General features: G+C 38.8%; 16 protein-coding genes. All 16 read right to left on the reverse strand.

Features of this window, described 5'->3' with window-relative positions:
• The coding region (locus HMPREF3249_RS07835) for a phage tail tip lysozyme (protein WP_257369493.1) at nt 1-601 on the reverse strand (601 nt) is incomplete at its 3' end.
• A gap of 8 nt (nt 602-609) precedes the next feature.
• Nucleotides 610-837: a hypothetical protein gene (locus tag HMPREF3249_RS07840; protein ID WP_059221302.1), complete on the reverse strand. Its 228-nt coding sequence runs from the start codon at nt 835-837 to the stop codon at nt 610-612.
• Nucleotides 834-2,765, reverse strand: coding sequence for a hypothetical protein (locus tag HMPREF3249_RS07845; RefSeq protein ID WP_059221300.1), 1,932 nt, complete (start codon nt 2,763-2,765; stop codon nt 834-836). Before HMPREF3249_RS07845 ends, HMPREF3249_RS07840 begins: the two co-directional genes overlap by 4 nt.
• A 12-nt stretch (nt 2,766-2,777) precedes the next feature.
• On the reverse strand, nt 2,778-5,300 hold the full coding sequence (locus tag HMPREF3249_RS07850; RefSeq protein ID WP_059221298.1) for an ATP-binding protein: 2,523 nt from the start codon (nt 5,298-5,300) through the stop codon (nt 2,778-2,780).
• Between the two features lie 10 nt (nt 5,301-5,310).
• Nucleotides 5,311-5,727 (reverse strand): conjugal transfer protein, encoded by a 417-nt coding sequence (locus HMPREF3249_RS07855; protein ID WP_049533172.1) that lies wholly within the window; start codon nt 5,725-5,727, stop codon nt 5,311-5,313.
• 1 nt (nt 5,728) lies between these two features.
• Nucleotides 5,729-5,956, reverse strand: coding sequence for a hypothetical protein (locus HMPREF3249_RS07860; RefSeq protein WP_002271001.1), 228 nt, complete (start codon nt 5,954-5,956; stop codon nt 5,729-5,731).
• A gap of 16 nt (nt 5,957-5,972) precedes the next feature.
• A complete protein-coding gene (locus HMPREF3249_RS07865; RefSeq protein WP_049533171.1) occupies nt 5,973-6,965 on the reverse strand; it encodes a conjugal transfer protein in 993 nt (330 codons plus the stop codon).
• Nucleotides 6,966-6,974: 9 nt separating this feature from the next.
• A complete protein-coding gene (locus HMPREF3249_RS07870) occupies nt 6,975-7,529 on the reverse strand; it encodes a hypothetical protein (protein ID WP_049533170.1) in 555 nt (184 codons plus the stop codon).
• Entirely contained in the window at nt 7,526-7,762 is a 237-nt protein-coding gene (locus HMPREF3249_RS07875) for a hypothetical protein (protein WP_000456039.1), read from the reverse strand. The genes HMPREF3249_RS07870 and HMPREF3249_RS07875 overlap by 4 nt, the downstream gene beginning before the upstream one ends.
• Nucleotides 7,763-7,782: 20 nt before the next feature.
• Nucleotides 7,783-8,169, reverse strand: a complete 387-nt coding sequence (locus HMPREF3249_RS07880) for a hypothetical protein (protein ID WP_049533169.1) — start codon at nt 8,167-8,169, stop codon at nt 7,783-7,785.
• Nucleotides 8,147-9,379 (reverse strand): replication initiation factor domain-containing protein, encoded by a 1,233-nt coding sequence (locus HMPREF3249_RS07885; RefSeq protein WP_059221296.1) that lies wholly within the window; start codon nt 9,377-9,379, stop codon nt 8,147-8,149. Before HMPREF3249_RS07885 ends, HMPREF3249_RS07880 begins: the two co-directional genes overlap by 23 nt.
• Nucleotides 9,380-9,434: 55 nt before the next feature.
• Nucleotides 9,435-9,689 (reverse strand): Txe/YoeB family addiction module toxin, encoded by a 255-nt coding sequence (locus tag HMPREF3249_RS07890; protein WP_049533167.1) that lies wholly within the window; start codon nt 9,687-9,689, stop codon nt 9,435-9,437.
• Nucleotides 9,682-9,948 carry a type II toxin-antitoxin system Phd/YefM family antitoxin gene (locus HMPREF3249_RS07895; RefSeq protein WP_049533166.1) on the reverse strand — a complete coding sequence of 89 codons (267 nt, stop codon included), beginning with the start codon at nt 9,946-9,948 and terminating at the stop codon, nt 9,682-9,684. Before HMPREF3249_RS07895 ends, HMPREF3249_RS07890 begins: the two co-directional genes overlap by 8 nt.
• Before the next feature lie 264 nt (nt 9,949-10,212).
• Entirely contained in the window at nt 10,213-11,871 is a 1,659-nt protein-coding gene (locus HMPREF3249_RS07900; RefSeq protein WP_059221294.1) for an FtsK/SpoIIIE domain-containing protein, read from the reverse strand.
• 6 nt (nt 11,872-11,877) lie between these two features.
• Nucleotides 11,878-12,288, reverse strand: coding sequence for a DUF961 family protein (locus HMPREF3249_RS07905; protein ID WP_059221292.1), 411 nt, complete (start codon nt 12,286-12,288; stop codon nt 11,878-11,880).
• 22 nt (nt 12,289-12,310) lie between these two features.
• A partial coding sequence (locus HMPREF3249_RS07910) for a hypothetical protein (protein ID WP_070867557.1) occupies nt 12,311-12,538 on the reverse strand: 228 nt, incomplete at its 5' end.

Consider the following 12,538-nt stretch of genomic DNA (forward strand, 5'->3'; position numbering starts at 1 on the left):
CTTTGAAGAGGTTATACCATTTTCTCGCATTCTTCTTCAGCTCACTAGCTTTGGTTTGACCGTCTGATAAAGCGACCCCTTCATAATGTTCTGACCAATAAAGGGCTGCCTTTTCAGGGTCAGTCGCTTTTTGCATTTCTGTTTTTACTTTATTATAAGAGCCGTTTAACTCTGTAGATAATAGGTCTAGTTCAATATCAGAATCTAATTTCTTTTGCTTTGCTTTTGACCAGCGATTCCCATTGATAGTGGAAGACCAGCCTGACCATTGGAAATACCCAGCTACACCACCACCTGTATTGACTGCTTTAGGGTCAAATCTACTTTCACGTTCTGCAACCGCTAAGCTTCCAGAAGCTCCTGCGATAGTAAATTGTTCTTGTGAAAGTTCATAATTGAGGATTTTTATGACATCATTAGCCCGCTCTTCTGAAATATTAGCTTTTTGAGCAACCTCTTTAGCGGTCAGTTTGGTTTGTAAACCGTTTGTTTGACCATTAGAAGACGCACTACCAGCGAAAGCTCCCATGATAATGACGACTAAAAACAAAGGTAAAAACAGAGCACTTAAAGCACTAACAATTACTAGTTTTTTCTTCATCTTCCCTCCTAAGTTTTCACATAGACTGTCATTATCACTGTTTCAAATCGCCATTGAGCCGTCAAAATAAGAGGATTTTCTTTGATAGTTGCCAACAATTGCTCTTTCTCAGCCTCTTTTACTGAAAATAAAAGGAGAAAGTCAATAGAAGGCTTTCTCCTTTCATAGGCAAGGGCAACCGCATTGTTCACCGTCTGTTCAAAACCTCTTTTAGAATAAATGCGTGTATTCATCATTCCTTTCCTCCTCTCAATCGTGCTAATTCCTCTATTATCTGATGTTTACGGTTGATATTGACTTTTAATTTATCGTCTTTTGGCAAGGTTTTACGATAGTTCCTGATAAAGGCATTTGAACCTTGCGCTTGGTATAATGCTTCATCATCTTTATAAGGTTCTAATTCCTTTTCAAGTTTATTGATGTGATGTTTTTGTCTCCAAGAGAGGCGATTTTGACGGCGCTCTTCAAACTCTTTCTGTTCTCTGCTTTGCTTTGTATCCATTAGCGGAGAAGGTTCTGTGTCAAAAGGTTGAACGCTTGTGTCTTCTTCCTGAATAGCAGATTCAAAAGTCTCCATTGGCATATCTGGCTCTTGAAATGGTGTTGTTACCTCGTCGGGAACGCCTGTTTCTTCAAAGGAAGAAGTAGCGGGTGTTTCCTCCTCGTCATTTTCTGAAGGTGTTGAACTTTCTGTTTTTTCTGAAGTCGGATGGGGATTTGAAAAAAGAGTTTTCATCTGTTTACCAGCATTCATGAATAGTCCCGCTCCAAATCCCGCTCCAGCAAGGAAAAAGTTTCCAGATGTTTGAGCCATTTCAAAGGCGTTAGTGGCTTTTGTAGGTAGCTGCTTCATAGTTTCCTGTCCATTTGTCACGGTTTCTTTGACTTTGGTATCTATCTCATCAAACGTAATCTTTGCTCGTGAACCGAGTAACAATTCAATCAATTCTCCTTTGTATTTCCAAAGCAACCAATAAATCACACCTTTAGCACAAACAGAGACGATTAGTTCAAAGAGAGCGCTAAAAGTAGACAAGGAAGAAAAATCTCCAATAACCTTATCAAAGCCACTACTTACTAAGTTTTCAATGATTTTTTCAAGGTAAAGTAAAGCCAAAGTTAACAGGCTTGTAATGGCTGGGAAAGCAAGACCACCAAACATGACCTTAAAAACTCCAAAAAGAATATCTTGCATTTTGGGAATAAAGGAAACCAAAAGGGCAATAGGAAAAAGAAGAATCATGATAAGGACAAGGGCTTGTGCAAGGACATTGAGCAACTGAATTAAGACAATAGGAATGGCGATGACAATTGCTTCTACCATTTTAAAAAGGATATAGAAGAACTTGACAGGGATATAGTCAGGAATGGCTGATACCCAACGGTTTTTCTCTTTATCATCGTTAGCTCCGTCTCCCATTTTTAAGTAATCATTTCTATCTGCGGTAGAAACGGCTTTAAATTTGCCTGATTTATCCAAGCTGCCTAGGACTTTTGAATCATCAAACAGTTCTTCTTTTCCTGTTTGACGGTTTTTGTATTTCCCGTTTTCTTGTCCTGTATTGACAAAGAGATAGGCTTTATAAGAGGTTTCTGCGATATAAGAATCAGCTACGGAAGACCCTATTTTTAAAGACTGATTTTTTCCGTAGGAGACAGAGACATTAGAAATGTGATGAATCGTAGTACTAGCGACATTGTCTACTGTATTGAGCAGATACAATCCACCAGAAGTTCCAGCAACTGTCCCAAACCAACCAAAGCCTAAAAAGAGAACCAGAAGGACATGAAGCAATCTTTGAGAGAAATTGCCTTTAGAAATGAGGAACTGATAAAAAAGATAAAAAGCTAGGCAAAGGAGAATCAGAAAGACTAATGATGACTGAGCCACACCAGAAGTAGCTCCTGTAAAGCCACGCCAAATGGATTGAGCCCCATTGAAGACGTATTGCTTGTAAGTGTCGTAAAGACGGACATTTTCTAAAATCCGAATCATCAAGGAGAAGAAACCAACAATGAGGTTAAGGAGGAAAAAGGGAAAGTTGACAAAGATTTCGTTGAACATCACCCAGATTCCGCTAATATCCAAAAATCCAGTTTGTACTGTATAAGATTTTAAAGAAAAAATATCCATGCCTTTTAATTTTTCAAATGCTTCTTGCACAAGCTCACCTCCTTAAGATGCGTATTTATTTTCAAGATTGGAAGAAACAGTAGTTTTCATTGGTTTTAGAAGTGGGTCAATACTATCAAAAATGTTATAAATGGAAATCATATTGAGATTGCCGTAAACATCTTTATAGAGGCATTGACCTGAAATCATATTTTTAATCCATTCCAGATTTTCTTCATTGTCCGTTAGTCCAACGTGTTCTAAAATATCAGAAAGTTCATTGTCTTCTCTAAAGGCAAAGAGTGTCCCAAAACCTGTGGTATCATCATCTCCTTCAGCGTCATGGACGGATTGGGTAATCAGACAAAGGACATTGTTAAAGAAGCGTCCAACACGGCGCATGGATTGGATAACAGCTCGTCCTTCTGCCGACTTCATTAGAACCCACGCTTCATCAAAAAATTCAATCGTATCTTCATAACGATTGAGTTCTCCAAAGCGTGTACAGAAAGCTCCCAAGGCAAACATCAGAGCCGTAGAATTGATTTCTTTATCGTCTGGGGTGACATCTTGTTGATTATCTTTACTATCTGGTAAGGATAAGTCTGCTACTTCTAAAACAGTCACTCGTTTATCATAAGACAATCCTTCTACGTTACCGTCTGAAAAAGCCAATTCCAAAATGGAATTTTCTACAATAGATGTTAGATAGTCTCCTACTTCAAAGATAGTGCCATCTGGATTATTGGTGAGCTCTTTGAGGACGTGTTTTAACCCAACGGTTTCTCCCGCTTGTCTTTGAGCTACCACTTTGTTAATCGCTCTAGAAATAGCGGTCATTTGCTTCATTGTGACCTTCATTCGCTTGTTAGAGAAAATAAGATAATTGAGCATATTTTTTGAAACCGAAACAGCGTCATCTTTATCCAACATGACAATTGGGTCAAGAGCTCCATGATTGGATTTCACCTTACTATCCAAAGTGACAAAGTTTATCTGTTTGATATGTTCAGCAAAAAGTGGGAATCGTTTTTCAAAGTCTGGGTGATGAGCAATTGCTTCAAAGTGTTTCCGGATAGAGCGTTTCGGGTCAACATACAAGCATTTCACATCTTGAAGAGAGGTTAGAAGAAAGATAAGTTCTGCCAAAAAGGATTTTCCTTCACCCGTTGCGCCAGTAATCAGGATATGTGGATTCTTTGTGAGTTTTCCTGCAATCCCTTCTTTATTTCCAACGGTCGCATTAAAGAGCACCATATTTTTAGACGCTTCTTGTGCCTTTTCAATACTTTCCCACCGACCTGTCCAATTATCCACCCGTCCAATATGCCAGCCAATATGGTTTCCTGAAGCTGTATTGGTAAACGGCATTAGCTCCGCAAAGCCTCTTGGAGTGACATAGTGTGTCCACGTTCTGGTCTTATTTTCAAGCGGTTGACCATAAAGGAGAGACTGGAAGAGATACGGCGTATCATGACTAGCTTCACTCACTTCTACGTGCATATCCTCAAAGTAACTTAAGACTACCTGACGGCGACGTCGTAATTGGGATAGGCTAGAAGCAGCAATAATGAGATAAGCTCCATATTCAATGACTTCTTCTTTCCCACCAACCTTTTTCATCAAGTCTTTGAGGGACATTGCCCCCAGAATAATTTCATCTTGTTGGACGGTATCAGTACTTTCGGCTTCATTCATAATATTGCGGTAACGAATATTAGAATGTGCCATTCGTCCTTTTAAAGAGTTCTTTTCGATAAATTCTGCTTTAATCCGTAGTTCTACAGGGAAATTAAAGCGTTGGGTAAATTCTCCCAGATGAAAGCCATTAAAAATAATGGGTGTTTTAGCAATCGGAAGTATGGTGAGAAAAGAAGAGCTATAGGGGCTGTCTAACTTCATAAAGCCCCCTGCCATTGGTCTTAAGACGGTATCTGTCACATTAAAGAGCGCCCGATTGGCGGTGACTTCTTGCTTTAGATGAGGGATATAGCGCAAGTATTGCATGCGTTGATAGTAAAAGAGCTCTTCATTGGTCAAACGTTGTGCCCGAAGAGCAGAAAGGGTTTGATAGATAGTCGTTTCACTCACCAGATAATCTTGCGCCCAATCTTCAGGAATCTCATATTGAAAGCCCATGCTATTAGCAATCATTTCAGAGACTTCAGAGAAGCGCTCAACCGCCATATCCTGAACGGTGGTGTTCTGGTCATCTTTTAAAAGATTGACACCAATCAACCAGTCAAACTGATAGGGAATTTCCATTTCTTGTGTCAATTTGTCTGTCGAATACTGCAACAGTTCTTCCCCCAATGCTTGACTATCGGGGGACAAGGCATGAGAAAAGTCTTTCATCTTTTCTTCTAGCAAATAGTCCTTTGGAATCAAGGAGACTTCAAAGGACTTGTTTTTAACCAGTTTTTTTATTAGCTGAGCAGTTGTCAGCTTGTGTTTTTGTTTCTTAGCTTTATCAGTAATGGTGATGGGAGTGTTGGGAATACGATAAAAACTCATCACCGTTTTATCTGTTGTTAAAGCTATATTATCCTGTGTTTTAAGAATCGGATAGACTAGTTTTAAAACCATTAGACCTCCTTTATAAATCTGTTTTTTCAAAAACGATTTCTTCTTCATCCATCATTTTCATTCTATCTTCATGATAAATCGCTTTATGATTGAGACGAAAATCTATAAGATAGCAGATGTAATCCCATAAGAAAACGTGCATTTTCTTTCCTTGTGGTTCATATTCTGTATAGAACTTAGCGAGTTTATAAGGGATATACCAATAAAGATAACATGAAATGGAATGCGTTAATTTGTTTAACGGAAGAAGAAGTGAGCTAAACGCCGTCAACATCAAAATCAAGATGAGGGCAAAGACCACAAAAAAGGAAAGTTGCATGGGTGTCGCAAAATACCAAATGCGTTTTCCTTTTTGTGTTTTAACTTCTTGAATCCAGTAGGGAGCGTTTATCCCTCTAGCATAATCATACAATCGTTCTTCTTCCATATCACAACCCCGTTTCAATTCCAAAGAGACGGAGGAACCAGCCAAGGACATGGAGCAACTGTTTTCCACCTCCTGTTAAAGATGCAATAACAGTATAGAAAATAAGGGTTGAAAACAGACGCCCCCAAGAGCTATTTCTCCAAGCTAGAATGATAAGAATAATCGCTCCAAAGGTAATGAACCAGAAGCCATCTCCTTGTAACCATGTTTGTAAATTAGATGAACTCATTGATTAAACTCTCCTTTTATTCTTTTGTATTTGCGTAATTAGCAGGGATTGTATGGCTGACTTTCTCCACATAATAGGACTTCCCTTTTTCTGATAAGGTCAAGGTGAAGTTTTCAGCATGTGTAGAGCCTGCGACTTCAAACGTCACTTGAACATAGGCCATAACTGCTTTATCAGTTGCTTTGTAGTAACTAAAATCTAAGGTTTTAAAAGTAGCATTTTTTACAACCGTTACATTGTGAGCCACTAAGTCCAAGTTGTCTTGGTCAGTAGTATAGTTGGTAAAGAAAACATTGAGAAACTTATCCAGTTTCTTCTTTGCTTTCTCTGAAACTCTATCTGACTGATTGAGTTTGACTTCTGTATCGGTGCTTTTCTTATCTGCCTGATTGGTCGATAAACTTGAAAACCAAGGTAAGCCCGTAACATAATAGCCTGTTTTTGTTTTAGCATAAGGAATATTAAACCCCGTCACCAATTCTTTTTCTTCTGTCTTATCCCCATTTTTTACCATTTGTTTGTAATGCACCTCATACGTTGCCACATTATCTGTAACGGTTAGCAAACGTGACCAGCTCAATTGGCTAGGATTTTTGACTTGACCTTGTGCTTGAATATCAGGCTCTGAACCGTAGAAGCTCTTTAATTGCTTAGCTTGTTTGGTTTGACCGTCTGAATCCGCAGGAATGGTGAAATAACACTCTACAAAATCATTCAGATAATATTGCAGGCGATTATCTATTGTTTGAGGAGCAGAAGAAGTAGAAGAAGTGGGTTGTTTAGCAGCTATCATTTTTTCAAGATTGGTAACTTTACTAGATATTGTCATCGCACGAATGCCTCCTAGTAGCCCCACTAGCAAAATAAAAGCCAATCCTGACAGAACGGCAAGATTGACTGTTTTTTTGTTGGCAAGGGTTAATGTGGGTTTTCCTTTCTTTTTAGGGCGTTTAGTAAAATTTCCCAAATAAGTTTTCAAGTGATGATAGATAAGTTTTACTGTATTCATAAGTGCTCCTTACTGATTGGCTAGTTCAATCAATTTATTTCCTTTGGCGTAAAGCTGTTTATGAAGTTTATTGAGTTCACTATTGACATAATAGTAACCTCGCAATTCAGCATGGAGACTTTCAACCAGTGCTTCAGGGAGTTGTTTCACCTCTTCTTTTTTAAGAAGCCCGTGCAATTCCCCTGCTTTTTTCCAAGCTTCTTTATCATCATGGGCTTTCATCAGTTCTCCTAGCTCCAATGAGACCGCTCTGACTTTCTTTTCGAGTGTGTTTTGTGTTGCCATTATCAGTTCCTCCATAAATGTTGTTTGATTTTCTAAGATAACCTGTCTAAAAAGAGTGACAAGTTGTGTCGTCATGTGTTGATTGAAATCTAACACTTGACCATCCAGTGTAAAATAAGCGTGTTGGTAGTGGGCGGGATAATCAAGGTCAAGGGTGTCCCGTGCAAAAGCGTCTAAGAAAAACTCTTTTTCCTTCATCAGGACAATGTACAGATTCCAGAATTCGTTTTTATCAGGAAAGCAGGAAATTCCCTCGTAAATTTTCTTTACAAGCTTCATACGTCATCTTCTACCAAATCATGATAGCCAAGAAATCGATAAATATCATCAGAATCAAACCAAAGCCAATCATTGATTTCTGTTTCTGTGGGGATACTTCCTGAAAAAATATCTTCACCAAGTGAGGTTAGTCTGTCCATATCCCCCCGTTCACGGACAGTGGCTAGTGTATTGCGTGCACCTGACCAAGCCCTGAAATTGTCCAGACTATTTAATTCAACTTTATATTCCATTTCCTTTTTTCCTTTCAGTTTTATAGTACCAATTGAGCATAACCCGTCTGTAGGAGCATCTCTGCCACCCAGCGAGCGTTTTGACTCATCTTGTTTAATGGTTTTGTTTTTAATTCCTCAAAAAAAGGCTGCCTAGCCTCTTGTCTAGTTGCCTTTTTAATCGCATTTTGTCGGTGATTTTCATCTTTAAAGGATTGCTTTCTAAATTGTTCCGCATATTTTAATTCAGAATCTTTCTTAGGTTGATAATATAAAAGCCCCCAATAATCAATCAAATCTTTGACCAATTCAAAATCGTAAAACGATAGGTAGAGTTCTTCATAACCGACTGGGAAGGTCTTTGTTTGAAGAGGACGATTGAATTTATCGGGGATATTTATAGGTTTATATCTGTCCGACAATGACATTAAAATCAACTCCGTTTCGTTCACAAATTTCTTCTGCTAGTTTCGTATGATTGTTACTTAGATAGGCTTCAGAAATGATTTCTGAAAGCTCATCTGTCTGATAGACCATATCAACGATTTTCAACAATTTCAAAGCACTAGAGACTTGTTTTGTGACCCAATGTTTTGTCCTTGCATAGTTAATTTGACGGGGACGTGTGACAAATTTAAAACCCGCTTGTGTGCCAAGCAGGTTATCCCATTCACTATCATAGTTGCCGTTCCAATCTTTCACTTCAAAATAGTTATTTAAAATCCGAGCGCCTATTTTGGTCAAGTCTGTTTCCAGCGTATACCATTCTTTTAAAATATCAAACGCCTTGGTATCATGTAGTTCAATCTCATAACGGTTTTTATAATTATAAGCTTCATGGATATAGTCAACAGAAACATCTTTTAAGAGGGCTTGTTCATAATCCTTTTGATAAAAGCGAATCATGAGACTGGATTGACGACTGCCAAAGTTTAAGGTCACACCTTGATTGACAAAGCGATTTTCAACTTTTTTCAAGCCCTCAATAGCGGTAAAGGTGCGGAGTTTACGCATGATGATTTTATTGTCAAAAATCCGATTTTTAATATCAAATAAGTCAAGATTGCCTGACTTTTTGTACAATTCATCAAGGGCAATATCAAAGCGTGGGAAGGCTAAAAAGTCCTCCAAGGGTCTATCTTTTCGTTCTTGTTCCGCAAAGAGAAAGACATCATGAAGAAAAGAAAACCAATTCCGACCTTGTTGTTTTAATAACAATTCAAGTTCACGACAACCACCTCCTGTTAAGTCAATCAGCGTTCCAGCTTCTGCCTTCTTTTCAGAATGGGAATAAAGCACCCGAATCGAACCATAAGTTACCATATCTGAATATCCGTATAGGCTTTTTTCTTCGTGAAAAAAATCCGCTGGTTTTAATTTTAGAACGTGTGTGATGACAGCTTTAAAATCAAGTGTTTTAAACCGAATTTTTAACCAGTCTACCGTACTTTCTAGTTTGGTTTCTGATTTGCGATTCAGAAAGTGAAAGAGTGTTTGTTCAAATTCCTTGGTCATCTTTCGTTGACCTTGTTCAATGTTTCGGTAATTGTAGTAACTATAACCCATCATCGCTGCCATTTTGCGCTGGGTAAATCCTAACTCAAGCCTGATACGCTTTAAATCTATGTTGGTTAACACTAATCACAATCTCCTTTCAGCAAACAAAAAAGCAGCCAATGGATAATGACTGCTTTTATTTATAGTGGTCTCGAAAGGATAAGAAATAAATCTCATCTTCTTCCACCATATAGACTAATCGGTGTTCATCTGTAATTCTACGAGACCAAGCACCGGAATAACGATATTTTAAGGGTTCAGGCTTTCCAATCCCTTCAAAAGGATTTCGTTTGATATCCTCTATTAAACGATTGATACGTTTGAGTATCTTTTTATCTTCTTGTTGCCAAGAAACATAATCTTTCCAAGCTTGTTCTGTAAAGTTAAACATCTTCCACCTCTAATAATGGGTGTTGAATGACTTTCTTTTGCTTGACTTGTTCCATTCCTGATAGAATCTTGTCTGAAAGATAATCATTATTCATTAGACGAATGGTTTCTTGAATACTATCCCAGTTTTCCTTAGATAAGACCACAATATTTTCATCAGGATTTTTATTGACAACCATTAGAGGCTCATATTCATCGTTGACTTTTTTCATGTAATTCTTTAAATTGTTTCTAAAATTTGAATAGACGACAGCTTCCATTTTATATCACCTCACTTTAAGACTATTCTTATTATAACACTTGACAAGAAATTGTACAAGTATTTGTTTTTTTGTGTTCATACTAGCTAGGCTAGTCATTGGGATAAGAACAGCCTTTTAAGGGCTTGTGTTAGTTTTAACCCCCCTATTAGAAATGGGAGGTTAAGCCCTTTTGGGGCGTGCCTAAGGCACGCCCCAAAACGCCCGCTTGTCAGCTCGGTCGGGCAGGTCGGACGGGCCTTGCCCTGACCTTGACCTTCGTGCCTACGCTGGCTCAGAAGGGGTTTCAAAGTGCTGAAGGACAACTTGCTTATAAGGCAAGTCAGCCTGTTCTTTCTCTATCACAATTTCCTCCAACAAAGCAATATCTGCTTCATCTAGCAGAATACGGTTGTCCCTTCTTACGAATGTATAGTCCTGTTCTTCTATGTATTTCACAAGGTTTCGTAAGGTTGAAATGGGTACATCTGCTTCCTTGGCAAAGTCATTCAGAGGAAGGAGGGAAGATTCTGTTTGTTCAACGGACAGGTCAGATGATGACGTTTGCGTAGTTTCTGTTGTCTCTAATAATGGGTCATCTAAGACAGCTAGCTTCTTATATTCTTCAAAGAAAGAAAATCCTTCCTCAAGGGGAACAATAGGTGAATAAAATTCTCTAGCCACTTCTCCGCCGTTTGCAATATAACCACGACCGGAAACTTCCTCACCGTCAATTTCATCAATCTTTTTGAAAACTTTATTCGCATTAGCGTCTCCAAACATCATTTTATTCCCAGTATCTTCTAAGTGTCCAACAGAAATCCGTTTCATAAATTGGTCACGTAAAGACGTTTTGAGGTATTCTCCGTCAGGGCGTTGCATAGCGACAATCATGATAACTCCAGATTGGCGACCTTTCAAAATCAATTCTGTCAGGTATTCAATAAAGTCTCCAGATGATTGGTAATCCCGTTCTAGTTTAGCGGCTAAGGCTGCCAACTCATCAATGACGATAAAACGAGGTTTTAGTCCGTAAGCATAATACTTTTTCCCTGCTTGATAATCGGGGTGACTGGTCATGTAGTCATAACGCTTGTCCATTTCCTGCTCGGCACGTTTTAAACAAGCTAACATTTCTTGTTTATCCCAGTAAACCCGACCTTTAAAGACAGGAATCTGTTTCAATCCGACAAAATCAGAGCGCTTTGGGTCAAGAATTTCCACATAACCAATTTGGGCTAAGACCCAAATCAAAATCATCAAAAGAACTGTTTTACCGCCACCCGTTCCACCGCCAATCAGCAAGTGTGGGTGTTTATTGAAATCCCAATAGACATCTTTCATCAGGTAAATGCCTTTTTCGGTCATCTTAACATCAAAGATAGATAAGCGACCTGAAAATTGGTCAATGGCAATGGTGTAGGACACGTAGCCTTTGGTAAATTGCTTATTCATAAAGTCTCCGTCAAACATAATTTCAAGAGGCTTTTCAAGAGCAATAAAACGGTCTTGGAATCGGCTACCTTGAAGGTGGAGTGAAACGGTAATACTAAAACGGTCACGCTTCAAATACACTTTGGGTAATAGAATTCGCTCCCTTGTGTGATGATTTGATTTAACTTTCTTAACCTTATACAAGTTATTATCTAGCAAAAAGTGGGAAAGAATCCGTAAACTATCTAGACGGCTAAAGAAAAGAAATTTTCGATAGCAAATCACTTGTACCAAGCCACCTAGTAGCAACAATCCTAATACACTTCCACCAAAAAGAATCCCGTAGGTTAGCGGGTTACGTTGAAATTGGTTTTGAAGTTGGTCTTGGTACAGGTAAGCTAAAAAGCCCCCTCCAAGGAGAAAGGGCAGCAGAAAGAGAGCAAAGGTTAGCCGTTTGATTTTCTCATGAAACTTCCGAACACGAATTCCCCGATAGGTGAACAGCTTCATAGACAATTATCCTTCCTTTTTAGGTTCAGGCTTCCCCACTAGCATCACATCTTTAGCCCGTAGTTTAACCCCACTTGTTAGGACACGGCGATTGTTAATGGTTTCTGAATTTGACCAGAAGCGAGCTGTAGGAGCTACCAGCGTTACTTCCTCATTGTAGTTCTTTTCAGCGGTCATTTGAGCCACTTTGGCTTCAGGTGGAACCGTTACGGTAATATCCCCGTTTACAGCAGAAGAGTAGAGCTTCACATCTACATAGTCCACTTCATCTGTTTCACGACGCTTTTCTTCACCCGTTCCTTCTTCAAGGTAATCTTCCCATTTCATACTAGGAAGAGCTTCAAGAAAATTAAGTGTTCCAAGCGTTTTTGCAGTATCAAAAGTTTCAATCACATCAGCAGCAAATTTTACAGTCATAGTATTTCTCCTATTCTATTTCTTATTTAGACTTTACCGTACGCATTTCTTCCGCCACAATGACATTTTCATGTTTACGTTTGCCTCCAAAGCGGAAGTTACGGCGTTCAATAGCAATCCCACGAGGGAAGACGACTTTTTGACGCCCTTCAGGGACATCTGACATTTTAAAGCCTTCTACAATAAGAAAGGCAGAAGGCTCTTTTCGACTTGAAATTTCAAAGATACGATAAGAGACAGGGTTATAATC

The organism is Streptococcus sp. HMSC36C04 (assembly GCF_001839535.1).
Lineage (GTDB): Bacteria > Bacillota > Bacilli > Lactobacillales > Streptococcaceae > Streptococcus > Streptococcus hominis.

What these genes read in the sequence shown, in the direction of transcription:
- HMPREF3249_RS07900 (WP_059221294.1), bottom strand. Translation starts at nt 11,871, where the DNA reads ATGAAGCTGTTCACCTATCGGGGAATTCGTGTTCGGAAGTTTCATGAG.
- HMPREF3249_RS07855 (WP_049533172.1), bottom strand. Translation starts at nt 5,727, where the DNA reads ATGGAAGAAGAACGATTGTATGATTATGCTAGAGGGATAAACGCTCCC.
- HMPREF3249_RS07890 (WP_049533167.1), bottom strand. Translation starts at nt 9,689, where the DNA reads ATGTTTAACTTTACAGAACAAGCTTGGAAAGATTATGTTTCTTGGCAA.
- HMPREF3249_RS07860 (WP_002271001.1), bottom strand. Translation starts at nt 5,956, where the DNA reads ATGAGTTCATCTAATTTACAAACATGGTTACAAGGAGATGGCTTCTGG.
- HMPREF3249_RS07840 (WP_059221302.1), bottom strand. Translation starts at nt 837, where the DNA reads ATGATGAATACACGCATTTATTCTAAAAGAGGTTTTGAACAGACGGTG.
- HMPREF3249_RS07865 (WP_049533171.1), bottom strand. Translation starts at nt 6,965, where the DNA reads ATGAATACAGTAAAACTTATCTATCATCACTTGAAAACTTATTTGGGA.
- HMPREF3249_RS07895 (WP_049533166.1), bottom strand. Translation starts at nt 9,948, where the DNA reads ATGGAAGCTGTCGTCTATTCAAATTTTAGAAACAATTTAAAGAATTAC.
- HMPREF3249_RS07880 (WP_049533169.1), bottom strand. Translation starts at nt 8,169, where the DNA reads ATGTCATTGTCGGACAGATATAAACCTATAAATATCCCCGATAAATTC.
- HMPREF3249_RS07875 (WP_000456039.1), bottom strand. Translation starts at nt 7,762, where the DNA reads ATGGAATATAAAGTTGAATTAAATAGTCTGGACAATTTCAGGGCTTGG.
- HMPREF3249_RS07905 (WP_059221292.1), bottom strand. Translation starts at nt 12,288, where the DNA reads ATGACTGTAAAATTTGCTGCTGATGTGATTGAAACTTTTGATACTGCA.
- HMPREF3249_RS07870 (WP_049533170.1), bottom strand. Translation starts at nt 7,529, where the DNA reads ATGAAGCTTGTAAAGAAAATTTACGAGGGAATTTCCTGCTTTCCTGAT.
- HMPREF3249_RS07850 (WP_059221298.1), bottom strand. Translation starts at nt 5,300, where the DNA reads ATGGTTTTAAAACTAGTCTATCCGATTCTTAAAACACAGGATAATATA.